The organism is Nocardiopsis sp. MT53, from assembly GCF_019598965.1.
In the GTDB taxonomy this organism is placed as follows: Bacteria; Actinomycetota; Actinomycetes; order Streptosporangiales; family Streptosporangiaceae; genus Nocardiopsis; species Nocardiopsis changdeensis.
Window position 1 is genome coordinate 5,200,322 of record NZ_CP080599.1, and the last position, 24,265, is coordinate 5,224,586.

A 24,265-nucleotide genomic window follows, 5' to 3' on the forward strand; every position below is an offset into this window, starting at 1 on the left:
CCGGAACGCTCACGCGTGCCACATGTCGTGGAGGGAGCGCTCCACGGGGATCCGGGGACGCCAGCCCAGCAGGCGTTCGGCGGCGGACACATCGGCCAGGGACCATCCGCCGCCGAACCCGTCCACGTCCCCCTGCGTCTGCTCGACGGCGTCCGCGGGCACCCCGGTCACCTCCACCATGCGGGCGACCATGTCCTTGACCGCGACGGCGCGGCCCCCGCCGATGTTGACCAGGCCCCCGCCGCGCTCACAGGCGCGCACCACCGCGCGGGCGACGTCCCGGACGTCGACGTAGTCGCGGTGGTCCCCCGCTATCCGCAGCGACGGCCGCTCGCCCGCCAGGGCACGGCGGAACGACCGCTGGAGCAGGCCGGGGAAGGAGGCGGGGGAGGGGTGCGGCCCGCACACGTTCGCCAGCCGCAGCACCGCCGGGTCCGGGACCCCCGGGCCCGCCGCGGCCAGCACCGTCTCGCTCGCGATCAGCCTGCTGCGCGCGTAGGCGCCGCGGGGGCGGGCCGGCTCGTCCTCGCGGACCCGCCCGCCCCACGGCTGTTCGCCGTACTCGTGCAGGGTCCCCAGGTGCACCAGCCGGGGCGGGTCCGCCAGCTCCCGAACGGCCCGCACCAGGGTCAGCGCCGCCGTGGTGTTCGCCTCGTGCACGACCGCGTCGGGCCGGTGCCACCCGTCCCTGGCGTTGGCCGCGTCGGTCGCGTTCACCACCGCCGTCACCCGCTCCGAACGCAGCAGCCCGGCGAGCGCTCTGGGCCGCACGGACGTCAGGTCCACGGGGTGGAACGGGTACCCGGACAGGTGCGCGGCCGGCGACCGCGCCAGCGCCACGACCCCGTGGCCGTGCGCGGCCAGGGCGGCGCACACGTGTCGCCCCACCCAGCCGGTCGCGCCGATCACCGCGACCCGCTCACCGGACACGGCCGCCCTCCCCGGCGTGGAGGGACTGTTCGAGGACGAGGCACTCCCGGTAGTCGGGCAGCGCCCCCAGCCGCGCGGCCTCGCCCAGGGACGGGGCCACCCGGTCGCGCTCGGAGATCTGCGTGTGCCCCGGCGGGATCTCCAGCCCCAGGTCGGGGTCGAAGGGGGCGACGGCCCGCTCGTTCTCCGCGACGTACTCCCGGGAGAGGAAGTACGACATCACGGTGTCGTCCTCCAGGGCGACGAAGAGGTGGCCCACACCCACCGGCAGGTAGGCCGACCTCCCCGAGGCGGGGTCCAGTTCGACGCTCTCCCACCGCCCGAACGCCGGCGAGCCGGTGCGCAGGTCGACGATGAAGTCCAGGGCCCGGCCCTGGGGGCAGTGCACGAGCTTGGCCATGCCCGGCGGGGTGGCGGTGTAGTGCACCCCGCGGACCACGCCGCGGCGCGACCGGCTGTGGCTGATCTGCGCCGGGGCGAACAGGGGGTGCCCCGCGGCCTCGGCGAAGGCCGAGGCCAGGAACGGCGAGGTGAACGTGCCGCGGGGGTCGGAGTACACCGGGGCCGTGAACACCAGCGCCCCCGGGATCGACAGCTGACGCGCGCGCATCCTCACCCGTTCCGTCGCGAGGTCGCGACGAACAGGCCGGGGCCCTCCGTCTCGACGTAGTCCACGTCGCAGCCCACCGCCGCGAACGCCTTCTCGTAGATCCCGCGCTCGATGATCGCCAGCACGTGCTCGTCCTCGAAGGCCCGAATGCCCTCCGCGGGATCGGCGACCACGTAGTGGACGCGCATCCGGTGCGCCCCCTCCTCCCTGACCGCGTGCGAGACCCGGGCGATGGTCCGGTCCCCGACCGTCATCACGTCGCCCACGACGTGGCGGTCCAGGGCGGTCTCGGGGAAGTACCACGGCTCCAGGACGATCACCCCGCCCGGCGCCAGGTGCCGCGCGAAGGTGTCGAGCGCCTCGACGAGCCCGCGCTCGCCGCCGGCGTAGCCGATGGAGCTGAACATGCAGGTGATCACGTCGAACCGGCCGTCGATGCGGAAATCGCGCATGTCGCCGATGTGGACGGGGACGTCGGCGAGTTTGGCGCGGGCCACCCGCACCATGTCGGGGGCCAGGTCGATCCCCTCGACGTGCTCGAAGTGCGAGCTCAGGTGCTCCAGGTGCGAGCCGGTCCCGCAGGCGACGTCGAGCAGCGACGCCGCCCCGGGCCGGCGCTCGCGCACCAGCGCGGCGATCTGCCCGGCCTCGCGGGCGTAGTCCTTGCCCCGGCGGCTGTAGATGGCCTCGTACAGGTCGGCCGAGGACCGGTAGATCCCCGAGAGCGGTGCGGAGGGGCTGTTCATGGCGGACTCCTCGTCGGCTGCGCCGGGTCAGACCGTGTGCGGTTCGGGGACGTAGAGGACCCAGCGGCCTCCCTGCTCGCGGAACCACCGCTCCTTCTCCATGATCTCCTCGGCGTGGTTCCAGGCGAAGAGCAGCAGGTGTCCGGGAGGGTCCTCGCGCAGGGCGGCGGGCGGCACCACGGGGATGTGCGCCCCGGGGGTGAGCATGCCCTGCTTGGCCGGGGTGCTGTCGTAGACCCGGCGGATGAGGCCGGGGCCCAGCCCGGCGTAGTTGACGACGGTCGCGCTCTTGGCCGTGGCGCCGTAGGCGTCCACCGTCCCGCCCTCCGCGACGATCCGCTCGAGGAGGGCGATCAGGCCGTTCCTGACCGAGGCCACCGACCCGGCGAAGGCCCGCAGGGTCTCGGGGGAGTGCAGCCCCCGCTCCTCCTCTTCGGCGATCAGCGCGGTCACGGCGTCCGAGACCGGCCGCGCGCCCGCGCGGGCGATGGTGTAGCGCACCTCGCCGCCGTGGACCGGCAGCCGCCGCACGTCGACCAGCTCCAGGCCGTGGCGGGCCACCATCGCGCGCACCGACGTCGCCGAGAACAGGAAGAAGTGCTCGTCGTAGATCTGGTCGAACGAGGTCCGGGACACGATGTCGCCGAAGTAGGGGTCCTCGAACACGAAGACGCCGTCCGGCCCCAGCAGGGCGTCCACGCCCTTGAGGACGGAGTCGATGTAGGGGATGTGGCAGAACGTGTTCGCGGCGAAGATGACGTCCGCGGGGCCCTCCTCCAGCCGCAGCGCCTCCGCCGTGGTGGCCTCGAAGAACTCCTCCCGCACCCGGATCCCGGCGCCGCGCGCCACCGCGGCCACGCTCCCCGACGGCTCGAACCCGACGTGGCGGACGCCCGCGTCGCGCACGGTGGAGAGCATGACCCCGTCGTTCGAGCCGATCTCGACGATGAGCGGGTCGTCCCCGGTCAGCTCCGTCTCCAGGAAGCCCCGCGCCGTGCCGGCGAAGTGCTCGCGCATGACGGAGGAGCCGCTGGAGAAGTACGGGTAGTCGGCGTGGAACATGCGCTCGCGGGGGACCTCCTCCATGAGCTGCACCATGGAGCAGGAGCCGCACTGCCCCACGTGCAGCCGGTAGAAGAACTCCTCGGTGTCGTCCTGCGGCGAGCGGAAGACGTCCGAGAGCGGCTGCCGGCCCAGGTCGAGGAAGCGTTCGACGGACCCGCCGCAGACGCGGCACCGGGTCGTGGCGGGCGGGGACTGCGCGGACGCGGCCATGGGGTCTCCTCCTGAGCGGTGTCGCCCCGGCGGCCCGGACCCCGGGTCCGGGCCGCCGGGGCCGGAGCGATCTGGCCCGAGCATGCCCGCCGGGCGGCGGATCGGCCACGGGCGGTCCCGGCGCGTGTCAGGTCGGCGGGCCGCGCGGCGCGGGCCGGGAGGGGGCCCGGCCCGGAGCGCGGGGCACGTTCTAGGGTGGCCGGTGGGCCCCGGTACCGGGACCCACCGGCCACGACCGACAGGGGAGCACCTTGCCCGACGAACCCACCCCCCTCGACCCCGGCCACTGGGCCGCCCGGCTGTCCGACCTCGCCGGACGGCACGGCGTCCCCGGCGCCCAGCTCGGCATCCTGCGCCTGTCCCCCGACGGGGGGCAGGAGACCGCCGCGGTGGCGCACGGCGTCCTGGACACCGACACCGGCCACCCTGTCACCCCCAGGTCCGCCTTCCAGATCGGCTCGGTTTCCAAGGTCTGGACGGCCACCGTCGTCATGGGCCTGGTCGAGGAGGGCCTGCTGGCCCTGGACACCCCCGTCGCGGAGGTCCTGCCCGAGCTCGTCCCCTCCGCCGGCGCCACCACCGCCGGGGTCACCGTCCGCCACCTGCTCACCCACACCAGCGGCATCGACGGCGACCTGTTCACCGATACCGGCCGCGGCGACGACGCGATCGAGCGCTACGTCGCACCGCTCGCCGACGCCCTCCGCGTCCACCCCCTGGGCGCCACCTTCTCCTACTGCAACTCCGGGTTCGTGCTGCTGGGCCGGATCATCGAACGCCTCACCGGGCAGGTGTGGGACGAGGCGATGCGCGACCGCCTCTTCGCGCCGCTGGGCCTGGAGCGCACCGGCACCCTGCCCGAGCACGCCCTGCTGAACGACCCCGCGACCGGCCACGTCGAGGGCCTGCCCGACCCGGTGCGGACCACGCAGTGGGGGCTGCCCCGGGCCATCGGACCGGCCGGGGGCGTCACCGCCGACGTCGGCGACGTGCTGGCCTTCGCCGCCCTCCACCTGCGCGGCGGCACCACGGCCGACGGGACCCGCCTGCTGTCGCGGGACACCGTCCGCGCCATGGCCGAGCCGCAGGTGGGCCTGCCCGACCCCTACACCCTCGGCGACTCCTGGGGGCTGGGCTGGATCCGCTACGACTGGGACGGGCACCGCGCCATCGGCCACGACGGCAACACCATCGGCCAGTCCGCGTTCCTGCGCCTGCTGCCCGGGGAGGGCCTGGCCGTCGCCCTGCTCACCAACGGCGGCCGCACCCGCGACCTCTACCAGGACCTGTACCGGGAGGTGTTCGAGGCCCTGGCCGGGGTGCGCGTCCCCGGCGCCCTGGAACCGCCCGCCGACCCGCCGCACCACGACGTCACCCCGCACCTGGGCGTGTACGAGGGCGCCGCCGGGCGCCTGGAGGTGCTGGCGGGCGCGGACGGCCCGGTGCTGCGCAGCACCGCCCTGGGCCCGCTGGCCGAGCTGCGGCCCGACCCCGTCCAGGAGCACCCCATGGCGGCGGTCGCCCCCGGTGTGTACGCCACCCGCCCCGAGGACGCCGTGACCTGGTCGCCGGTGACCTTCTACCGGCTGGAGACGGGGCAGGAGTACGCCCACCGCAACGGCCGCGCCCTGCCCCGGGTGGACTCACCCGCCGTGTAGGGCCTCGGCGGTCGCCGTGCCGACGATCCCGGCGGGCGGTCCCTGGTAGAGGACCCGCCCGCCGCGTTCGCCCGGCCCCGGGCCCAGGTCGATGAGGTGGTCGGCGTGGCGCATGACGTCCACGTCGTGCTCGACGACGACCACGGTGTGCCCCCGCTCGACCAGCCGGTCCAGCACCCCGAGCAGCACGGCGACGTCGCCCGGGTGCAGCCCGGTGGTGGGCTCGTCCAGGACGTACAGGGTCGGGCCGGCGGCGTCGCGCAGCTCCCGGGCGATTTTGAGGCGCTGGCACTCGCCGCCGGACAGGCTCGTCAGCGGCCGTCCCAGCCGCAGGTGGCCCAGCCCCACCCGGTCCAGGCGGCGCAGCGCCGTCCGGATCGCCTCGTCGGGCAGCAGGGCGAGGGCCTCGGCGACCGTGAGGGCGTCGATGTCGGCGATGGTCAGCCCCGCCACCCGGTGGCGCAGCACCTCCTCGGTGAAGCGCCGGCCCTCGCAGACCGGGCACAGGACCTCCTCGGCCTCCAGGAACGCCAGGTCCACGCGGACCGTGCCCAGCCCGCGGCACTCGGGACAGGCGCCCTCGGAGTTGGCGCTGAACCGGCCCGCGGGCAGCCCGCTGCGCTCGGCGAACAGCGCGCGCAGCGGCGCGGCGATCCCGGTGTAGGTGACGGGGGTGGAGCGCCGGTGGGCGGTCACCGGCCGCTGGTCGAGCACCACCGCCCTGTGCCCCTCGACCAGCTCCGCCGCCAGGCTGGACTTGCCCGAGCCGGCGACGCCGGTCAGGACGGTGAGCACCCCGGTGGGCACGTCCACGGTGACGTCCTTGAGGTTGTTGCGGCGGGCGCCGCGCACCGTGAGCGCCCCGGTGGCCGGGCGGGGCACGGACCGGACCGGCGCCCGGGCGGCCAGGGCCGCGGCGGTGGCCGTGCCCGCGGACCGCAGCGCGCCGAAGGTCCCCTGGTGGACCACCCGGCCCCCGTCGGCCCCGGCCCCCGGGCCGATCTCGACGACCTCGTCGGCGATCGCCATGACGGCCGGGTCGTGCTCGACCACCAGGACCGTGTTGCCCAGGTCGCGCAGCCGGAGCAGCAGCTCCGTCATCGACGCGACGTCGCGCGGGTGCAGGCCCGTGGTGGGCTCGTCGAAGATGTAGGTCATCCCCACCAGGCCCCCGGCCAGGTACCGGACGGTCGTGATCCGCTGGGACTCGCCGCCGGACAGGCTCGCGGTGCCCCGGCCCGGGTGCAGGTACCCCAGCCCGATCCCGACCAGGGCCCGCAGGCGCGCCTCCAGCCCGGCCACCACCGGGGCCACGGCGGGGTCGTCCACCTCCCGCACCCAGGCGGCCAGGTCGGCGATCTCGGTACGGGCGAGCCCGCCCAGGGTGCGGCCGCGGACCGTGGCGGCGCGGGCCGCCGCGTTCAGGCGGTCGCCCCCGCACTCCGGGCAGGGCGCCGCGCGGGTGAACCGGGCCGTCACCTCGCGCTTGCGCTCGGAGGCCTCCCCGCCGGAGCGCAGGTGGATGCGCTCGAACCGCTCCACGATCCCCTCGTACTCGCGGGCGGGCCGGGTGCCCAGCCGCGCCGCGTGCTCTCCGCCGTACAGCAGGGCGCGGCGCTCCTCGGGCGTCCACTCGCGCAGCGGGGTGTCGGCGGTGAAGGGGCCGATGTCGGCGTAGCGCTCGTACCAGTGGCGGCCGTCGCCGAACCCCGGCACCCGGATCGCCCCCCGCGCCAGCGACAGGTCGAGGTCCAGGAACCGGTCGACGGCGCTCACCACGGTCTCGCCCAGCCCCGAGCAGGCCGAGCACATCCCCGCCGGGTCGTTGAACGAGAACCGGGAGGCCTCGCCCACGTGCGGGGTGCCGATCCGGGAGAACAGCAGCCGCAGGTACGCCCAGACCCCGGTGGCGGTGCCGACGGTGGAGCGGGCGTTGCCGCCCAGCCGCCGCTGCCCGACCACCACCACGGGGGAGAGCCCCTCGACGAGGTCGGCGTCGGGGCGGCTCCACTTGGGCAGCCGCTCCCGGGCGAACGGGGGGAAGGTCTCGTTGAGCCGGTGCCCGGCCTCGGCCGCGACCGTGCCGAACACCAGAGACGACTTGCCCGAACCCGACACGCCCGCGAACACCACCAGGCGTCCGCGCGGGATGTCGAGGTCGATGGACTTGAGGTTGTTGGTCCGCACTCCGCGCAGGCGGATCACCGCGTTGGTCTCCATACCGGCGACGCTACGAGCAGATGTGGCCGGAATCCGGCCGCGATATCGGCGAGACTGGACCCATGGCGGACGTCACCGGGCGCACCCTCGCCCTGCTCACCACACTCCAGTCCGGGCGCTCGTTCACCGGGGAGGAACTGGCCGCGCGGCTGGGCGTCAGCCCCCGGACGCTGCGCCGCGACGTGGACCGCCTGCGCGGCTACGGCTACCCGGTGAGCACCCGGCCCGGGCCCGGCGGTCACTACCGGCTGGTCGCGGGCTCCTTCGTGCCCCCGCTGGTGTTCGACGACGACGAGGCGACCGCGACCCTGCTGGCGCTGGCCGCCCTGGCGGCGGGCGGCGCGGCCGAGGGCGGGAGTGTGGAGGAGGCCGCCACCCGCGCCTACGGCAAGGTCGACCAGTACCTGCCCGCGCGGCTGCGGCACCGGGCGGCCCGCCTCCGGGAGAGCCTGGAGAGCACGACGCCGCCCGGGCCGGGCACCGCGGCCGGGAGCCTGGCCGCCCTGGCCGACGCGATCCGGGACCGGCGGACCGTCGCCTTCGACTACCGGGGGCGCACCGGGCGGGAGTCCTCGCGGCGGGTCGAGCCCCACCGGCAGGTCCACCACCGGGGCCGGTGGTACCTGCTGGCCTGGGACACCGGCCGCGAGGACTGGCGGGTGTTCCGCACGGACCGCATGGACGGCCTGCGGACGACGCACGACGCCTTCACACCCCGGCCGCTGCCCGCCGACACCGCCGCGGAGTACCTCCGGCGCGGCCTGGACCGCGAGCGCACACGGGTCGTCCTCACCGTGACCGCGCCCGCTGCGGCGGTCGCCGACGCCTTCGCCGAGCACGACGCCGAGGTCGAGGCACTGGCGGGGGAACGGACCCGGGTGGCGGTCATGGCCGACACCTGGGAGTGGCTGCTCACGCCCCTGGCGTTCCTGGACGCCGACGTCACCGTGCACGGGCCGCCGGAGGTGCGGGCGGCCCTGCGCGCCTTCGGCGCCCGCCTGGCGGGACAGCGGTAGGCCCCGGCCGTCCGCGGCGCCGTTCCGGACCCGGGTGGGCGCCGCCCAGGCCCGGCCGCCGTGTCCACCGGACCGGGTGCGGGGGCGTCCGCCGACCACGGCCGGGGCCGCCGAGGGCGCCCGGACCCGGCGGCGCCCGCCCCGGCCTTCGCTGTACCGTTCCGGCCGAGTGGAGCGCCACCCGGGCCCGGGTGCGAGGTCCTCCGCCGGCCGCCCCCGGCCCCGGGGGACACCGCCGACCCCCTGCGCTGGGGCGGTAACAGTGCGCACGTACGGCGTTCACCGGGTCGCGACCGATGGTCCCCGACCGTTCACACCGCGTTGCCCCCGGGCGGCTACCGTCGCTGCGTCAGCGTTCCCCGGCAGAAAGGCACCCCCCGTGTCCCCCCTCGCCGCCCGCCGCGCCTTCGCCCTGTTCGGCTCGACCCTCCTGGCCCTGACCGCGGTCGCCGCCACCGCCCCCGCCGCGACCGCGGCCACCGACCCCGAGCGCGTGATCCTCACCCCCACCGCCGACCCCGCCACCTCGCAGACCCTCACCTGGCGCTCGGACGGCTCCGGCGACCCGGTGCTCCAGATCGCCCCGGCCGCCGACCCCGACCGGGTCGACACCGTCGAGGGCGCCGACACCGCCTCGGTCAACGGCACCTTCCACGCCGCCACCGCCACCGGCCTGACCCCCGGCACCGACTACCGGTACCGCGTCGGCGACGGGACCTCCTTCAGCCCCTGGCGGGTCTTCACCACGGCCTCCTCCGGCGCCGACCCCTTCACGTTCCTGTACTTCGGCGACATCCAGAACGGCATCTCCACCGGCGGCGCCACCATGGTGCGGGCCGCCCTGGCCGCCGAGCCCGACGCCGAACTGGCCGTCCACGCGGGCGATCTCATCAACACGGCCGACAGCGAGTCGGAGTGGACCGAGTGGTTCGACGCCATCGGCCCCGAGGCCGCGGGCACCATGAACCACATCACCGCCCCCGGCAACCACGAGTACTCGCTGCTGTCCCTGAGCCGCTACTGGACCGCCCAGTTCCCCGGCGCGGGCAACGGCCCCACCGGCGGCCGCCACCTGCCCGAGACCGTCTACCACACGGACTACCAGGGCGTGCGGTTCGTCGTCCTGAACTCCAACTACCGCAACGCCGCCCCGCTGAGCACCCGCTCCTGGCTGGACACCCAGCAGCGGTGGCTGGCGGACACCCTGGAGTCCAACCCCCACGAGTGGACGGTGGTCACCTTCCACCACCCCGTCTTCTCCAACAGCCCCAGCCGCGACAACCGGCCGCTGCGCGACGCCTGGCTGGACACCCTGGAGGAGCACGGCGTCGACCTGGTCCTCCAGGGCCACGACCACTCCTACGCCCGCGGCAACCTCACCGCCAACCGCACCGACGACCCGGCCGTGCAGACCGGGACCGTCTACACCGTCGCGGTGACCGGCACCAAGATGTACGACGTCTCCGACGGCAACTGGACCTCCAACGGCGCCGAGGCCCGCGTCCAGATCGCCGACACCCCGACCTTCCAGGCCGTGGAGGTCGACGGCGACCGGCTGGTCTACACCGCGCGCACCGCCGACGGCACGGTGGTGGACGCCTTCACCATCGACAAGAGCGACGGCAAGCGCGTCACCGACACGCTCTGACCGGGAGCGGCGCCCCCGGCCCCGGGGGCGCCGCGGCCCTCCCGGCGGGGCCCGCCCTAGGCGCGGGGCCGCTCCGCGCGCCCGGCGCCCACCAGCCCGGACTCGTAGGCGGCGATCACCAGCTGGGCCCGGTCCCGGGCGTGGAGCTTGGCCAGCAGCCTGCCGATGTGGGTTTTGACCGTGGCCATGCTCAGGTGCAGGTGCTCGGCCAGCTCCGAGTTCGAGAACCCCGAGGCGACCAGCCGCAGCACCTCCGTCTCCCGCTCCGTGACACTCCCCGGCAGGGCGGACGGGCGCCCGGCCCCGGGGCCGCGGACGAAGGCGGCGATCAGCCGGCGGGTGACCGAGGGCGACAGCAGCGACTCCCCGGAGGCCACGACGCCGACGGCCTCGATCATCTTCGCGGGCGGGGTGTCCTTGAGCAGGAAGCCCGCCGCCCCCGCGTGCAGCGCCGCGTAGACGTACTCGTCCAGGTCGAAGGTGGTGAGGACGAGCACGCGGACCCCGGACGTCCGGGGGTCCGCGCAGATCCGGCGGGTGGCCTCGATGCCGTCCAGGACCGGCATGCGGATGTCCATCAGGACGACGTCCGGCAGCAGGCGCCGCGCCTCCTCCACCGCCTCCGCCCCGGTGGCGGCCTCGCCCGCGGCGGCCATCCCCGGGGTGTGGTCGATCAGGAACCGGAGGCTGCCCCGGAGCATCGCCTGGTCCTCCGCGACCAGCACCCGGACGCCGGGACCCGTCACCGCCCCTCCTCCGCGACCGGCAGGCGCGCGGAGACCGCGAACCCGCCGCCCGGGCGCGGCGCCGCCGAGAGCTCGCCGCCGTACAGCAGCACCCGTTCGCGCAGGCCCGCCAGCCCGTGCCCGCCCGGGAGGCGGGGCCTCCGCCTGCCCGCCGGCCCCTCGTCCACGACGTCGACGGCGACCGTGCCGCCCCCGACGGCCACGGTGATCCGGCACCGGGTCGGAGTGGCGTGCTTGACCGCGTTGGCCAGGGCCTCCCGCACGATCCGGTGCACCAGGGCCCGCGGGCCGTCGGCCAGGGACCCCAGGCCGCCGACCGACGACTCCACGTCGACCCCGGCGCGTTCCGCGTCCTCGATCGCCTCCCGCAGGTCCCCGTCGGCGGGGGAGAGCGGTCCGCCCTCCCGCAGCGCCCCGAGGGTGCGGCGCACGTCCGTCAGCGCGGACCGGCCGATCTCCTCGATGTCCCGGAGCGCGGCTCGCGGGTCGGCCTCGGGCACGTGGGCGGCCACACCCGCGCGCACCGTGATCAGGCCCAGGGTGTGCGAGACGGCGTCGTGCATGTCACGGGCGATCCGCAGCCGCTCCTCGGCCGCCGCCCGCTCCGCCAGGTGCCGTTCCCACCGGCTCTCCCGCTCCCTCCGGGCCCGGGCGGCGGACCCCAGCGCCCAGGCGCCGCCGACGACCGCCGCCACCAGCAGGGCCAGGCCGACCGCCTCCGCCCGGTCACCGGAGGGGGTGACCAGCGCCTGACCGGCGTACACCCCGGCGCAGACCACCGCCAGCGCGGCGGCGAGCGCGGACGCCGAACGCCGGGAGGGCGGCGCGGACCCCGCGGTGTGGGCGGCCAGCGCGGCCGCCAGATAGGGCTCCCGGGTGAGGTCCAGGAGGGTGGCGGCGGTGAGCGCGGCCAGGATCACGCCCAACGCCGCCAGGGGCCACCGGCGGCGGAACACGAGCGGCGCGCCGACCCCGAGGGCGATGGCGACGGCGAGCCAGGGCGGGCCGGGGTAGGCGGGCTGCCCGTCGGTCCCGGGCAGCTGCGCGAAGCCCGTGTAGACCGCGGTCGCGGCGACCGCCGCCACCAGGTCCTGGACACGGGGGCGACGGACATCGCGGGAATCCATGGCGTAAAGGTACCGATACCGGTGTGCTCAGCCCAGCCGGCCCAGGACGGTCAGCGCCGCCAGCGCCGCCAGGGCCGCCGCCCCCCACCCCAGGACCGCGGCCGGCCGCGGCCTGGGCCGGGCGCGCAGCAGTTCCACCCCGGTGGGCACCAGCGCGATCGCGAGCCCGGCCACGGCGACCAGCGACAGCGGCGCGGTGCCCTTCAGCACGCCCAGCGGCAGCGCCGCGGTCGCGGCCAGGGCCAGGGCGCGGACCGGCCCCAGGACCCGGGCGCGCAGCGCGCCGAACGCGAGGACGCCCCAGCCGGCCGGGAGGACGAGATTCAGCGTCGAGAACACGTGGAAGGCACCGTAGGTCTCGGAGACGACCCGGGCGGTGGCGGCGGCCCCGACCGCCTCGGCCGACCGGAGGGCCATGTGGTCCGCCCCGGCGTGGAAGACACGGGCGGCCAGCCCGGACACGACCGCGAGCCCGCCCCACAGGCCCCAGGCGGGGGCGCGCTCGGCGACGCGCGCCGCGAGCACCGCCGCGGCGGGCATCAGCAGCAGGAGCGCGGTCCCGGTGAGGGCGTGGGAGGCGGCCATGGCGGCGGGGTGGTGCTCATAGGCGGTGAGCTGCGCGGCGGGGGTGAACGCGGCGGGGAGGCGCAGCAGCATGCCGGCCGCCAGGAGCAGGGGGGCGAGGACCATGCACGCGCCACCCACCCACCGGACCGGGAGGGCGCGGGTCGGAGCGGGCGCGGACGCGGGAGGAGCGGATTCGGGAGGAGTGGCCATGCGCCCCACCCTGCCGGGGGAGCGGCCCCGGGGCGTCGGACCGGGGTCCGGTCCCGGGAGTCCTACCGGGGTAGGAGCCGGCGCGCACGGCCGACGCCGCCCCGGCCCGGCAGGCCCGGCAGGCCTGACCGGGCCTGCCGGGCCGACCGGGCCCGCGCCGCGGCCGGACGCGGCGGGCCCCTCCGGCGGGACGGCCGGACGGGCCTGCCGAGGCTCAGACCGGGGCCTTCCCCGCCTTCTCGGGCTCGGGGTCCCAGCACTGCACGTTGGGCAGGCCCGGCAGCCGGTCCGCGGTGAAGACCGGGTCCAGGCCCTGCCTGCGCTGGTCCGTGTAGTCCTTGAGCAGTTTCAGCGCGACCCCCGCCAGCGGGACGATCGCCGCCAGGTTGACCAGCGCCATGAAGCCCATGGTCGTGTCGGACAGCGTCCACACCAGCTGGATCGAGCCGATGGAGCCCAGGAAGGTCGCCACCAGGAACACCCACTTGTACGCGGTCAGCAGCTTCTCGCTCGGGTTGAGGAAGCCGACGTTGGACTCGCCGTAGTAGTAGTTGCCCAGCACCGAGGTGAAGGCCAGCAGGAAGATGATGACGGTGAGGGCGTGCACCGCCCAGGCGCCCAGGTTCGCGCCCAGGGCGTCCTGGGTCATCGTGGCCCCCAGGTCCTCGCCGTAGGCCGGGTCGGACACCAGGATGATGAAGGCGGTGACCGAGCAGACGACGAGGGTGTCGAAGTAGACGCCCAGGGTCTGCACCAGCCCCTGCTTGACCGGGTGGCTGACGCTCGCCGTCGCGCCCGCGTTGGGCGCCGACCCCAGCCCGGCCTCGTTGGAGAACATCCCGCGGCGCACGCCCTGGATGATCGCCGTGCCCAGCCCGGCGGCGGCGATCTCGCGCAGCCCGAACGCGTGGGTGAACATGAGCGCCAGGACGCCGGGGACCTTCTCGATGTTCATCAGGACGACCGCCACACCCAGCAGCAGGTAGGCGAGGGCCATGAACGGCACCAGCAGCTGGGCGACGTGGGCGATGCGCCGGATGCCGCCGAAGATCACCGCGGCGGTCAGCGCCACCAGGCCCAGCCCGATGGCGGCGGGCAGCCACGGCATGGCGCCGGTGTCCGCGCCCAGTTCCGCGGCGGACCCGGCCAGGGTCGTGGAGATGGTGTTGGCCTGCACGGCGTTGAAGACGAAGCCGAAGGTCACCGTGATGGTGATCGCGAAGACCACGCCCAGCCAGCGCCTGCCGAGCCCGTACTGCATGTAGTAGGCGGGGCCTCCCCGGAAGCCGCCCTGGTAGGGCACCTTCCACAGCTGGGCCAGCGTGGACTCCACGAAGCTGGCCGCGCCGACCAGGAGCGCCATCATCCACATCCATACCACGGCGCCGGGACCGCCCAGGGAGATGGCGGTCGCGACGCCCGCGACGTTTCCGGTGCCGACCCGGGCCGCGGCGGACACCGCGAACGCCTGGAAGGACGAGATGGAGCGCCTGCCGTCGCCGTCCGTCTGTGTGGAGCCGCCCAGCGCTCGGAACATGTCGGGCAGCAGGCGCAGCTGCACCAGCCCCAGGCGGACGGTGAAGTACAGGCTCGCGGCGACCAGCACCACGATGACCAGGGGCCAGAAGAGGTCGTTGTTGAAGGCGCCGATGGCGTCGGTCAGCCCTTGCATGGGAGAGAGGATCACCGTTTCCACAGAGGAGGTCAGTACGAAGGGCCTTTCTCGCCCGATTCGCCCGCATCAAACACGGAGCGACCGACAGGACACCTCCTGTCACGTAATCGTTGCCCGACCGTGGTGGCATCGGGACCCGTGCGCGTCGCCGGACCCGGGTGCCCCTGTGTCCGATGGGGCGCGAGTGCCACCCGAACACCCATGGGACGCTGTACGGTCGGAGCGGACGGTCCGGAGTCCCGCCCCCCGGCGGAGCCGGGCCCCACGCCCGCGACGACGAGGACCACGGTGAACGACAACGACCGGTACGGGGACGCGGCGCCCGCGCGGGTGACCGCCGCGCAGGTGGAGGAGGCGGCCGCCCGCCTCGCCGACGTCATCGCGCCCACCCCGCTCCAGCGCAACGAGCGCCTCTCCGCGCGCTACGGCCTGGACGTGCGGCTCAAACGCGAGGACCTCAACGCCGTCCGCTCCTACAAGGGGCGCGGCGCCCTCAACTTCGTGCGCTCGCTCGACCCCGCGCGCCGGGAGCTGGGCGTGGTCTGTGCGAGCGCGGGCAACCACGCCCAGGGGGTGGCGTTCGCGTGCGCCTCGCTGGGCATCCGGGCGCGCATCCACCTGCCCAGGACCACCCCGCGCCAGAAGCGCGAGCGGGTGACCGCGCTGGGCGGGGGGAGCGTGAGCGTCATCGTCGCCGGGGACACCTACGACGACGCCGCTGCGGCCGCCCGGGCCGACGCCGAGGTGCTGGGGATGACCCTGCTGCCCGCCTTCGACGACCCGCGCACCATCGCCGGGCAGGGCACCGTGGTCAAGGAGGCCGTGGAGCAGCTCGGCCGGGCCCCCGACGCCGTCGTGGTGCCGGTGGGCGGCGGCGGGCTCCTGGCGGGGACGCTCACCTGGCTGCGCGTGCACCACCCGCGGGTCCGGGTGATCGGCGCCGAGCCGGAGGGGGCCGCGAGCATGGCGGCCGCCCTGTGCGCGGGGCGGCCGGTGGACCTGGACCACCTCGACCCGTTCGTGGACGGCGCCGCCGTGCGCCGGGTCGGCCGCATCACCCACGCGGTGGCGGCCGAGCGCCCGCCGCACCTGGTCGCCGTGCCCGAGGGGCGCATCTGCCGGGAGATGCTCGACCTGTACCAGACCGACGGCATCATCAGCGAACCCGCGGGCGCGCTCGCCTCCGCCGCGCTGGACCTGGACGTCGACCTCCCGGAGGGCGCGACGGTCGTGTGCGTGCTCTCCGGCGGGAACAACGACGTGAGCCGGTACGCCGAGATCGTCGAGCGGGCGCTGGTCCACGAGGGGCGCAAGCACTACTTCCTGGTGGACTTCCCCCAGGAGCCGGGCGCGCTGCGCCGCTTCCTCGACGACATCCTGGGACCGGACGACGACATCACCCGGTTCGAGTACGTCAAGCGCAACAACCGCGAGACCGGCCCCGCCCTAGTGGGCGTGGAGCTGGGGGCGCCGGAGGACCTGGAGCCCATGCTCAAGCGCATGGAGGCCGCCCCGCACCGCATCGAGCGGGTCCGCCCGGACAGCCCCCTCTTCGGTTTCCTGGTCTGACCCCGTGCACGACCGCGCCGTGGAACTGACCGAACCGTGCACGGCCTGCGGCGGAGCCCGCACCGGCTGGGCGGGTCAGTCCGTCGAGGACGGCCGCCTGCACTGGACGCTCGAATGGCTCTGTGCCTGCGGTCAGGTCTGCGCCCGGGGCAGATCCGTCGTGCGGTCAGCCGCCGGGGAGGAGGTCGGGGCGGACGGCGCGGAACGCGCGGACGAGCTCGCCGTGCCGGGCCCGATTCGGCTTGATCCGCACCTTCTCGCGCTCCAGGCCGACCCAGTGCGGCAGGTCGACGCCGTACAGGGGCTCGCGGGTCACCACGTCGACGGAGAACTGCGGCTTCCGACCCGAAGCCTGGTGGTCGATCCCCACGTCCTGGCTCACGCCGAGCACCTCCGACCAGGGGATGCGGGCGCGCACACCCGCGAACGAGCCCTTCGGCTCCTGCACCAGGGTGATGCCCTCATCGTCCAGTTCGACGCCCTGCACGGTCGTGTAGCGCGGTGTTCTCCGCAACAGCGGGCGGCTGACCAGCGCGAAGAAGACGGTGAGGAACAGCATCACGCCCGCGCCTCCGTACTCCCCGTTCACCGCCGAGACCACGGTCAGCACGGCCAGCCCGAGCGCGAAGTAGACGCAGACCACGGTCGTCACCAGCCAGCCGGCGGCCTGCTGCCACCGCATGTCCACCCGCCGCACGCCGGCCCCGGCGGGCCCGGGGGCCGCCTCCGGCGCGGACTCCGCGGCGGCCGCCGACTTCACCGCCTCAGGCGCCGCCGACCGGGCCCGCCCCGCCCCGGCGGGGCGCCAGACCCCGATCTCCTTCTCGACGCGGCTCAGCAGGTCATCGCCCAGGGTGACGACGATCCGGGGCCGCGAGGCCGTCGTCCCCTTCCAGTTCCTCCCGGCGGGGACGAGCGTCGCCCACCGCACCACGGGCTCGGACACCCCGTCCCCCCGCTTCAGGTGGATCTCCAGGGTGCGCCCGGGGGCGGACCCCTTGCTCACGCTCCGGGTGACCAGGTGCACGTCCCGCCAGGGGACGAACACCGTGCCGCCGCGCGCCCATGACCGGCGTTCACGCACGAGGCCGATGCCCCGGTCGCCGACCTCCACGCCCTGCTCCGCCAGGTGGCGCGGGCCGGTCAGCACCAGCGCCAGGAGCGGGACGAGCAGCAGGGCGCCCAGGACCCCGAACACCACCAGGTCTCCGGACGGGTCCTCGACGTTGCCCCTGACGTACGCGGCGTAACGGGCGCCGGCGCCGAGCCCCACGGGCAACAGCAGGATCAGGCCGAAACCGATCCAGCTGCCGATCCAGTACTGCACCTGGTCTTTGCGCACGTCCACCCGGCCGGAGCCGGGCGCGGGGGAGGAGGCGGGCATGGGGGTCCTGTCCTGAGGCGGGGTGACAAGCCGACCGTACCGGGAACCACCGGTCGGATGTGCGCCCGAACCGTCCGCACCGGATGCCCCGGCGCCCGCCCCACCCGGACGAGCCCGTCGGCCGGGCACAACACGGCGGCCCGGCCGCTAGCACGGGTCGGTCGGGATCACCGAGAGGGCGTCGTCGCTCACGTCCGCCCCTCCTCCTTCGCGGCGAGAAACCCGTCCAGGAGCCGGAACAGCGTGGCGACGGCGTGTTCCTCCTCTTCGCGAGTCAGGTCCCTGAGGCGTTCCTCGTCGGGGAAGGCGATCCTGCGCGCCTGGCCCCACCAGCCGGTGACGCCGCGCGGGGTCCCCCGTGCCTCGATCCACGCGTCGAACCCGCCCAGCACGGATCTCCCGCAACGTTGCGCGTGACTCTCGTACCCGTGGAGGAAGGCGACCGCCAGTTCGAAGGACGTCCTTCCGGTGTACATGCCGGGTCGTTTCCCCACCAGCGCCAGGAACTCCCGGTCGCTCAAAGCCGTGACGTCGAACAAGGAACCGCACCTCTCACACCGTGGCCGATGCGCGGCACCCTAGCCCCCTCAGGGGACCCGGAAAACCGCTGGTCCGCTGTCCTGTTTATCCCCTCTGCTCGAAGTTGGCGGAGGCCTTCGTGTGAAGGGTGGAGGCTTGGCCTCACCGTCCTGAGACGCCCGGAAAAGCACCGATAGGTGCCCCGTGCCGGTGTAGGTTCTCTAATTCTGTCCGGGCACGGGCACGGATACCTTCGAATTCCCGTATCCGAACGCTCCTCACGACGCGTTGAACCTGGTGCGGCAGCCTGTGGCGTGCGGCGAGCGAAAGTGCTTCGTCGTACAGGGCATGTGCACTGGTGAGGTCTCCCGCCGCTGACAGCGCGTCGGCCGAGGTGACCGCCTCGATGGCCGCCCACTGAGGGGCCGGGGCCTCTCCTGGTCCCGGGCGTGACTGGGCCAGCTTCGCTGCAGCAGCGGTGCGCCCGGTTTCCAGCAGCCCCCTCATGCGCACCTCGCGCAGGGAGAAGGAGGTGAAGAGGATTCCGCTCGGCCCTGCTTCATCCATCAACCGCTCGGAGGCGGCCACGGAGCCATCATGCAGTTCCGTGTTTCCCTGTTCGCCTGCCGCGCGGGCGAGCAGGATCAGGGTCTGTCCGCGTTCCTGCGTCTCATGGGAGAGTTCGGCGGCCTCGGTCAGTCGCGCGATGGCGGCACCGTGGCGGCCTGCCTTTCTCAGCTCATTGCCGTGCATGCGTAGGGTGTGGCCGAGGAAGGAGCTGTTGTCCAGGTGGCGGGCCAAGCGCATGGCCTGCCCTGTCCAGTAGGCGGCCAAGTACAGCCTTTCCTCCGCCAGGACGTGACCCAGCGACGTTCCCAGCGTCGCGCGTGCCCGCGCCAGCAGGGATGCGGTCCCATGGTCGACAAGCCCTTCCTTGAGCCGAGCCTCCAACCGTGCCACCAGGGGCCACAGCTCCTCGACTGCTTCGGCTGCGCGTCCGGCCTGCCGGGCTATCTCCGCGAGCCGTACGGTCGACTCCCCGAACTGTAGGGCCGCAAGGAAGTCCGCGTCTTCCTCGGTGCTGATCCCCAAGGCGTGGGGAGGGATCGACAGAACCCGACTGATGTGCGCCAAGCCCTGGCGGTCGCCGATGGTGCGCTGGCGACGCTCCAGAAGGGAGATATAGGAGGGGTCGTAGCCCAACAGCTCACCCATCGCCGCCTGGGACAGTCCTGTCAACCTGCGGTAGCAGCGAAGGATCACCGCGAGTTCACGGCTTTCCAGGGCCTGGCGTGCTTCGGGCAGCAACCAGAGCCAGCGCGCCGCCGGCCTGGCGCTCATGCGCGCGATCGGGAGAACCAGTCCAGCACCGAGCGCTTGTAACCCTCTGGCATCGGCAGGCCGGGGACCTCGGCCTCGGTGAACAGGCCCGCCTCCTTGTGCTCGCTGGAGACCACGACCGGCGCCCGGGAGTCCACGCGGCACCCGTAGGTGACGATGAAGACGTGCCGGTCGACCTGGGTGATGTGATAGATCCACGAGTCGAGGACGGCGGACACCTCGACCGGCCAGCCCGTCTCCTCCTCGATCTCCCGGGCCAGGCACTCCTCGGGGGTCTCTCCGATCTCGATCTTGCCGCCGGGCAGTTCCCACTCATCGCGCTCGTTGCGCAGCAGCAGTACCCGGTCGTCACGGATCACCACCCCCTTGACGGAGACGGGGAACATACGCGGAACGTAGGGGGTGTCCGACACGGGAGGGCTCGCTTTCGAAGGCGTACGGGCTCGACGCTAGCGAAACTAGCATCGGGCCGCCCGGTTTTCGGTGGACACCGCCTTGACGGATTGTCACTGGACCTTCCCGAAGCCGGTCCGTGAAGCTGAGCGGTGTGGACGAGACGACACTCCCTCCGGCCGTCGACGACGGCTCCCTCCTCATCCGGTACCTTGTCGACCTGCACGGCTCCGACTTCCAACGGCGCCTGTGGTCCGCCCTCTCCGGAGACGGCCTGGCCACCTTCACGGGAATCCTTGACCGAAGCGCGTTCGCGCGTCTGGCCCGAGGCCTGGCGGCCCTTTACCCCCACCCCGACGCGGACCCTGACGGGCTTACCCTGCTGCATGCCCGAGAGAGTGGGGAAACGCTCGGAAAGCGCGGGTTCAGCGACGCGGAGCTTCTTCCGCACACGGAGCGGTCGTGCACGACGGTTCCTCCGCACCTGCTCATGCTCGTGTGCCTGACGCCTGGACTCCACGGCGGAGAGACCCTTCTCATCGACGGTCGCTCCGTGGCCGAGGACCTCGCTCGGACCGAACCGGAGTCATGGCGTGTGCTGTCGGGTCCGCGTACCGCCTATTTCGGGGGAGCAGCCGGCCATGCCGGATCGATCTTCGAACCTCTCAGTTCCGGAAGGTGGATGATCCGTCTGCGCCTGGACGAACTCGTCCGCTTCGCACCCCAGACCCTGCCCCATGTGGCGATTCTGAGGAAGGTCATAGGCAGGCACACGAAGACTCTGCTTCTAGAGCCGGGACAGGGATTCATCCTCGACAACACCCGCTGGCTCCACGGCCGCCGCTCCTTCCAAGGGCCGCGCACGATGCTGCGGGCCCTGGGAGAACTGCGTGAAGGTCTCTCCCCGGAACGCGGCTTCCCCGTACTTCTTACCGACCTCGAACGCACGACCGGAAAAGGGTGGACATGACGAAGATCGTCAAGCAGAGCGCCCGCGCCCTCCTGTTCGACGAGCACCGGCGGCTGGTGCTCATCAAGCGCACCAAACCCGGGCAGGAGCCTTACTGGGTCTCCGTGGGCGGCGGGCTGGAGCCGGAGGACGCCGACGCAGAGGCCGCGCTGCACCGCGAGGTGTCCGAGGAGTTGGGTGGGAAGATCGACCGGGTCCGCCAGGTCCTGCTCATCACCGACGACCTTCCCGGAGGCGTGGGCCTTCAACATGTCTTCGTCGCCCGGCTGCTCTCCGCTGACCTGGGGCAGCGTACCGGGGCCGAGTTCACCGAACCCGGCCGCGGCACCTACGAGGTGGTCGCCGTTCCCGCCACCCGTGACACTCTCGCGGACATTCGCCTCCTGCCGCCCCGGCTCGCCGACTTCCTCCAAGCGAACCTCCACGGCCTCCTCGCCCTGGTGAACCAGGGCGACGAAACCTGACCGGGATGGGACGCGATGACCGGATTCGTCAGTCTCAACGGCCCCGACAACAGCGGCAAGTCGACGCAGGTGCGCATGCTCGCCGACGGTTGGGAGGGGTTCTGCGACCTGGGCCCCGTCCACCGGCACGATCCGGTTCCCTGGTCCCGGGTGTCGGGTCAGGACTACGCCGCCTGGTGGTTCGCCACCTCCACCACGGAGGAACTGACCGCCATGCTGTTCGCCGGCCACGCCAAGCGGGCACGGGCGCTGCCTCCGGGAAGGACCGGGCTCCTCGACCGCGGCTGGTACATGCTGCTCGCCACAGCGATCGCCACCTGCGCCGTCAAGGAGTCGGTATCGGTCGAGGGCGCCTGGCACCGCGTCAGGGCCCTCGTCGGCGCTGAGGAGCCTGAACCGTGCGAGCTCCCGGTCCTGCTGCTGCCCTCGACCGATACCGAACGCAGCATCGCCATCGCTCGGCGCCGCGACCACAGCCCGTGGACCGGGACCTACCTCGACTACCAGATGCACCTGCACCGCGTACTTCTGCGCATGGCGCACCAGGACGTGTTCGTCGAAGTCGTGTCCGACGACCTCCTCAACGCCGACGAGACACACGTGCGCATCCGCCGGGCCCTCCTCGCCCGAGGGATCGGCGCCCCCGCGAACCGCTGACCGTGAAGGACGGACCACCCCCGTGACCCCTCCCTGCCTCTTTCTCGACGAACCCCTCGAACCCCTGACCGGCCGACTCCCTCCCAAGGAACGCGAACGCCTCCGGGAAGTGGCGGCCCGGCTGCACCACACGAACCACCTGCTGTGGACGGCCGAGGACACGGTCCGGGGCAGCACACTCGACACGTCCCGGGTCGCCGACGGCAAACGCACCATCGACCGGCTCAACATGGACCGTGCCCGCCACACCGAGCGCCTGGACGAAGTGATCGCCGCGGCCTGTCCGCCCTGCGACGGGACCGTACCGCTGCACACCGAATCCATCGGCTCCGTGGTCGACCGGCTGTCGGTGTCGGTCCTTCGGCTGCACCACACGCGGCTGGCGGCGGGCGACGACCCCGGCGTCCGGGCACGCCTGGCCGGGGTGGAAACACAGCTCCAGGAGGTGGGCGAAGCGCTCCGACTCCTTGCCGAGGACGTCTCGGCCGGTCGACGGCGGCTCCCCCAGGGGGCGAGGTTCAAGCTCTACGGCACCACCGTGCGCACCCGGACACGTCCGGTGCCGAGCTCCCACCTGCCACGGGTCATCGCACTGGGCGGCCTGAGCGAGTGCGGCAAGACCACCTCCGGGATCTTCCTGAACCGGGACGAGGGCGCCGCACGGTTCAAGATCGGCTACCTCCTCACCCAGGCCGCCGCCCGCCAGGGCCTGGCCGCCCCCTACGTCCTCTCACCGCAACGGCAGGCCGAACTCCTCCTGGAAGAACTGAACCGGTTCGCGGACGCCCACCGGGACATCCGCCTGATCACCATCGAATCCGTGCACAGGGCCGAGTCGATCGCGGCTCTCAAGGAGATGATGGGCGAACTCCTCCACGTGGTCTACATCGACGCTTCCCGTCCGCTGAGGCTGGCACGGTCGGGAGGGGACGAGCGGGCGCTGGAGGAGAAGGACCGGGTCAAGACCGGACGGGGCGCGGACCGGATTCCGGCCGATGCGGTCCTGGACAACTCCGGCAGCGTGATCCGGCTGCACAGCAGGTTGCGCCACCTGGCCGGGCCTGCGGTCGGTGCTCGGTTCAAGCTCCTTCCTCCCCAAGAGCTGGCCCTGCCTCCGGCGGTTCGGGAGGCGACATCGCGGCTCACCGATGCGCTGTCGGCCCTTCCCGACGACCGGTGCCTGGCCGCGTTGACCGGCAGCGCGGCCCACGGCGGTTGGAGGCAGGGGTGGTCCGACATCGACCTGCTCGTGTTCTCCGAGGAAGGACACGGTGAGGAGGTGAAACGGGCGGTCGAGGTCTACCGGGCCGCCCTTCTGGCCCAGAACGGTATCCACCTGGGGGCGACGCTCCTGCCCCTCGCCGAAGCACAGGCCCGCCGTCTTCCCAATCGGGTGCTCGCGGCGCTGGTCATGCTCCAGGAAGGCGCTCCCGCCCTCCTTGCCGGCCCAGGGCTGAGGCTCCCGGTGATCTCACGGGCAGAAGTGGAACGAGCGACTCCCGCCGCCCTGGCCGACGTGGTCGCCACCACCCGGCGACTGCGCCACGACCCCGGCCGGGGACGGATCCGTCCCCTGTACAAGCACGTGGCCCTGATCTGCCGACTCCTGCTCAGAGAACAGGCGGTCTGGGTGGACGGAGGCGACGCCGTCACCGAAGCACAGAGGCTGCTGCCCGACCTCGGATCCCTCGGTCTTCCGCCCGTGGACGAGGTCATAGCCGCCCACCGCGAGGGGGTGGACCGGCACCGGGTGCTCGGAGCGATCGAGGCGGCCGCCGACCGGCTGCTCGCCTGGCACCGACGACAGTGCGCCGCCTGAACGCGACCAGGAGAGGAAAGACATGGAAGCCGTGACCGAGGAAACCGGATTCCACGCCGAGATCGTTCCCCGGCTGGACGCCGGGCCCGGAAGCCGCCCCGAGCGGGTACTCCACGCCCTGGACGGTACCCGCTCCGCTGTACCGCCTGCCCGCCTCACCGATGCCGGACAGCTCCTGTGGGAGTCCCTGCGACACAGGCTGCCCTCAGCCGTGCGCGCCGACGCGGTCCTGGGCCTGGACGCGGGCGGGATCGTGCCCGCGCTGGCCCTCAGCCTGGCGTCGGGGCTGCCCTACAAGCTCGCGTGGAAGGTGCGCGTCCCGCTTCCTGGAGCCGTGCACTTCGTCGAGGGCCACGCCAACCGGCCGAACGTGTTCGCCTACGGCATCACCCCGGGGCAGAGTTACCTCTTGGCCGACGACGAGGTGACGACCGGCGTCACCCTGGTCAACCTCGTCCAGGCCCTGCGCGCGCAGGGAGCGCACCCGCTGGCCGCGGTCTGCCTGGCCGAGGACACCTGGTACAACGCCAGATCCGTCATCGAGGAACTCGGCATCCCCCTGGTCTCCCTCACCCGGATCGGGCAGGAGCGATGAGCCCGCCGGTGCGTCGCCACTGGGGTGGGACCGTCTACACACCAGGGCAGGTGCGCAGTGAACCCCTCGGCTACGACCGGGAAGCGCTTCCTGCCGGCCGGTCGCTGCCCGAACCCCCGGACCATC

22 protein-coding genes are annotated in these 24,265 nt (G+C 73.6%); 9 read left to right on the forward strand and 13 right to left on the reverse strand.

Features of this window, described 5'->3' with window-relative positions:
- Positions 1–9 precede the first annotated feature (9 nt).
- Genes K1J57_RS22905 through K1J57_RS22920 form a run of 4 tightly spaced genes read right to left on the reverse strand, consistent with a single transcriptional unit; the run spans position 10 to position 3,561 of the window.
- Positions 10–930, reverse strand: coding sequence for an NAD(P)-dependent oxidoreductase (locus tag K1J57_RS22905; RefSeq protein ID WP_220560680.1), 921 nt, complete (start codon positions 928–930; stop codon positions 10–12).
- Positions 920–1,540, reverse strand: coding sequence for a dTDP-4-dehydrorhamnose 3,5-epimerase family protein (locus tag K1J57_RS22910; protein ID WP_220560682.1), 621 nt, complete (start codon positions 1,538–1,540; stop codon positions 920–922). The genes K1J57_RS22905 and K1J57_RS22910 overlap by 11 nt, the downstream gene beginning before the upstream one ends.
- Positions 1,541–1,542: 2 nt before the next feature.
- Positions 1,543–2,286 (reverse strand): class I SAM-dependent methyltransferase, encoded by a 744-nt coding sequence (locus K1J57_RS22915; RefSeq protein ID WP_220560683.1) that lies wholly within the window; start codon positions 2,284–2,286, stop codon positions 1,543–1,545.
- A 27-nt stretch (positions 2,287–2,313) separates the two neighbouring features.
- On the reverse strand, positions 2,314–3,561 hold the full coding sequence (locus K1J57_RS22920; RefSeq protein WP_220560684.1) for a class I SAM-dependent methyltransferase: 1,248 nt from the start codon (positions 3,559–3,561) through the stop codon (positions 2,314–2,316).
- Between the two features lie 251 nt (positions 3,562–3,812).
- On the opposite strand from K1J57_RS22920, the gene K1J57_RS22925 reads away from it, so the two are divergent.
- Positions 3,813–5,219: a serine hydrolase gene (locus K1J57_RS22925; protein WP_220560685.1), complete on the forward strand. Its 1,407-nt coding sequence runs from the start codon at positions 3,813–3,815 to the stop codon at positions 5,217–5,219.
- Here the strand turns inward: K1J57_RS22925 and K1J57_RS22930 are convergent.
- On the reverse strand, positions 5,205–7,439 hold the full coding sequence (locus tag K1J57_RS22930; RefSeq protein ID WP_220560686.1) for an ATP-binding cassette domain-containing protein: 2,235 nt from the start codon (positions 7,437–7,439) through the stop codon (positions 5,205–5,207). The genes K1J57_RS22925 and K1J57_RS22930 overlap by 15 nt on opposite strands.
- Before the next feature lie 62 nt (positions 7,440–7,501).
- On the opposite strand from K1J57_RS22930, the gene K1J57_RS22935 reads away from it, so the two are divergent.
- Both K1J57_RS22935 and K1J57_RS22940 read left to right on the forward strand, forming a co-directional pair.
- Positions 7,502–8,455 (forward strand): YafY family protein, encoded by a 954-nt coding sequence (locus K1J57_RS22935; RefSeq protein WP_220560687.1) that lies wholly within the window; start codon positions 7,502–7,504, stop codon positions 8,453–8,455.
- Positions 8,456–8,834: 379 nt separating this feature from the next.
- Positions 8,835–10,103: a metallophosphoesterase family protein gene (locus K1J57_RS22940; RefSeq protein WP_220560688.1), complete on the forward strand. Its 1,269-nt coding sequence runs from the start codon at positions 8,835–8,837 to the stop codon at positions 10,101–10,103.
- 56 nt (positions 10,104–10,159) lie between these two features.
- Here K1J57_RS22940 and K1J57_RS22945 read toward each other — a convergent pair whose 3' ends face one another.
- From K1J57_RS22945 to K1J57_RS22960, 4 genes are all read right to left on the reverse strand, one after another.
- Positions 10,160–10,804, reverse strand: a complete 645-nt coding sequence (locus K1J57_RS22945) for a response regulator transcription factor (RefSeq protein WP_255647229.1) — start codon at positions 10,802–10,804, stop codon at positions 10,160–10,162.
- Positions 10,805–10,845: 41 nt separating this feature from the next.
- Positions 10,846–11,976 carry a sensor histidine kinase gene (locus tag K1J57_RS22950; RefSeq protein WP_220560690.1) on the reverse strand — a complete coding sequence of 377 codons (1,131 nt, stop codon included), beginning with the start codon at positions 11,974–11,976 and terminating at the stop codon, positions 10,846–10,848.
- Positions 11,977–12,003: 27 nt separating this feature from the next.
- Entirely contained in the window at positions 12,004–12,666 is a 663-nt protein-coding gene (locus K1J57_RS22955) for a hypothetical protein (protein ID WP_220560691.1), read from the reverse strand.
- A 301-nt stretch (positions 12,667–12,967) separates the two neighbouring features.
- Entirely contained in the window at positions 12,968–14,425 is a 1,458-nt protein-coding gene (locus K1J57_RS22960) for a sodium:alanine symporter family protein (RefSeq protein WP_220560692.1), read from the reverse strand.
- A 291-nt stretch (positions 14,426–14,716) separates the two neighbouring features.
- On the opposite strand from K1J57_RS22960, the gene ilvA reads away from it, so the two are divergent.
- Positions 14,717–15,997 (forward strand): threonine ammonia-lyase IlvA, encoded by a 1,281-nt coding sequence (gene ilvA / locus K1J57_RS22965; RefSeq protein ID WP_255647230.1) that lies wholly within the window; start codon positions 14,717–14,719, stop codon positions 15,995–15,997.
- 166 nt (positions 15,998–16,163) lie between these two features.
- Here the strand turns inward: ilvA and K1J57_RS22970 are convergent, their stop codons facing one another.
- The 4 genes from K1J57_RS22970 to K1J57_RS22985 form a co-directional block, all read right to left on the reverse strand.
- Positions 16,164–17,381 carry a hypothetical protein gene (locus K1J57_RS22970; protein ID WP_220560694.1) on the reverse strand — a complete coding sequence of 406 codons (1,218 nt, stop codon included), beginning with the start codon at positions 17,379–17,381 and terminating at the stop codon, positions 16,164–16,166.
- Between the two features lie 188 nt (positions 17,382–17,569).
- A complete protein-coding gene (locus K1J57_RS22975; RefSeq protein WP_220560695.1) occupies positions 17,570–17,920 on the reverse strand; it encodes a hypothetical protein in 351 nt (116 codons plus the stop codon).
- 142 nt (positions 17,921–18,062) lie between these two features.
- Positions 18,063–19,241 (reverse strand): helix-turn-helix domain-containing protein, encoded by a 1,179-nt coding sequence (locus tag K1J57_RS22980; RefSeq protein WP_220560697.1) that lies wholly within the window; start codon positions 19,239–19,241, stop codon positions 18,063–18,065.
- On the reverse strand, positions 19,238–19,627 hold the full coding sequence (locus tag K1J57_RS22985; protein WP_255646515.1) for an NUDIX domain-containing protein: 390 nt from the start codon (positions 19,625–19,627) through the stop codon (positions 19,238–19,240). Before K1J57_RS22985 ends, K1J57_RS22980 begins: the two co-directional genes overlap by 4 nt.
- Before the next feature lie 161 nt (positions 19,628–19,788).
- Between K1J57_RS22985 and K1J57_RS22990 the strand changes: the two genes are divergently transcribed.
- The 5 genes from K1J57_RS22990 to K1J57_RS23010 are packed head-to-tail and all read left to right on the forward strand — an operon-like array spanning position 19,789 to position 24,139.
- The gene (locus K1J57_RS22990; RefSeq protein ID WP_220560699.1) at positions 19,789–20,604 is read left to right on the forward strand and encodes a TauD/TfdA family dioxygenase; all 816 of its coding nucleotides are present in this window, start codon (positions 19,789–19,791) and stop codon (positions 20,602–20,604) included.
- The gene (locus K1J57_RS22995) at positions 20,601–21,068 is read left to right on the forward strand and encodes an NUDIX domain-containing protein (protein ID WP_220560700.1); all 468 of its coding nucleotides are present in this window, start codon (positions 20,601–20,603) and stop codon (positions 21,066–21,068) included. The genes K1J57_RS22990 and K1J57_RS22995 overlap by 4 nt, the downstream gene beginning before the upstream one ends.
- Before the next feature lie 15 nt (positions 21,069–21,083).
- Positions 21,084–21,725 carry a hypothetical protein gene (locus K1J57_RS23000; RefSeq protein ID WP_220560701.1) on the forward strand — a complete coding sequence of 214 codons (642 nt, stop codon included), beginning with the start codon at positions 21,084–21,086 and terminating at the stop codon, positions 21,723–21,725.
- Positions 21,726–21,747: 22 nt separating this feature from the next.
- Positions 21,748–23,544: a DUF4254 domain-containing protein gene (locus K1J57_RS23005; protein ID WP_220560702.1), complete on the forward strand. Its 1,797-nt coding sequence runs from the start codon at positions 21,748–21,750 to the stop codon at positions 23,542–23,544.
- Positions 23,545–23,566: 22 nt separating this feature from the next.
- Entirely contained in the window at positions 23,567–24,139 is a 573-nt protein-coding gene (locus K1J57_RS23010) for a phosphoribosyltransferase (RefSeq protein WP_220560703.1), read from the forward strand.
- The last annotated feature ends 126 nt before the right edge of the window (positions 24,140–24,265 follow it).

Bases quoted from the DNA above. Each gene is read 5' to 3' on its own strand.
- K1J57_RS22910 (WP_220560682.1), bottom strand. From the start codon at position 1,540: ATGCGCGCGCGTCAGCTGTCGATCCCGGGGGCGCTGGTGTTCACGGCC.
- K1J57_RS22915 (WP_220560683.1), bottom strand. From the start codon at position 2,286: ATGAACAGCCCCTCCGCACCGCTCTCGGGGATCTACCGGTCCTCGGCC.
- K1J57_RS22920 (WP_220560684.1), bottom strand. From the start codon at position 3,561: ATGGCCGCGTCCGCGCAGTCCCCGCCCGCCACGACCCGGTGCCGCGTC.
- K1J57_RS22930 (WP_220560686.1), bottom strand. From the start codon at position 7,439: ATGGAGACCAACGCGGTGATCCGCCTGCGCGGAGTGCGGACCAACAAC.
- K1J57_RS22935 (WP_220560687.1), top strand. From the start codon at position 7,502: ATGGCGGACGTCACCGGGCGCACCCTCGCCCTGCTCACCACACTCCAG.
- K1J57_RS22945 (WP_255647229.1), bottom strand. From the start codon at position 10,804: ATGCTCCGGGGCAGCCTCCGGTTCCTGATCGACCACACCCCGGGGATG.
- K1J57_RS22950 (WP_220560690.1), bottom strand. From the start codon at position 11,976: ATGGATTCCCGCGATGTCCGTCGCCCCCGTGTCCAGGACCTGGTGGCG.
- K1J57_RS22955 (WP_220560691.1), bottom strand. From the start codon at position 12,666: ATGGTCCTCGCCCCCCTGCTCCTGGCGGCCGGCATGCTGCTGCGCCTC.
- K1J57_RS22960 (WP_220560692.1), bottom strand. From the start codon at position 14,425: ATGCAAGGGCTGACCGACGCCATCGGCGCCTTCAACAACGACCTCTTC.
- K1J57_RS22970 (WP_220560694.1), bottom strand. From the start codon at position 17,381: ATGCCCGCCTCCTCCCCCGCGCCCGGCTCCGGCCGGGTGGACGTGCGC.
- K1J57_RS22980 (WP_220560697.1), bottom strand. From the start codon at position 19,241: ATGAGCGCCAGGCCGGCGGCGCGCTGGCTCTGGTTGCTGCCCGAAGCA.
- K1J57_RS22985 (WP_255646515.1), bottom strand. From the start codon at position 19,627: ATGTTCCCCGTCTCCGTCAAGGGGGTGGTGATCCGTGACGACCGGGTA.
- K1J57_RS22995 (WP_220560700.1), top strand. From the start codon at position 20,601: ATGACGAAGATCGTCAAGCAGAGCGCCCGCGCCCTCCTGTTCGACGAG.
- K1J57_RS23000 (WP_220560701.1), top strand. From the start codon at position 21,084: ATGACCGGATTCGTCAGTCTCAACGGCCCCGACAACAGCGGCAAGTCG.
- K1J57_RS23010 (WP_220560703.1), top strand. From the start codon at position 23,567: ATGGAAGCCGTGACCGAGGAAACCGGATTCCACGCCGAGATCGTTCCC.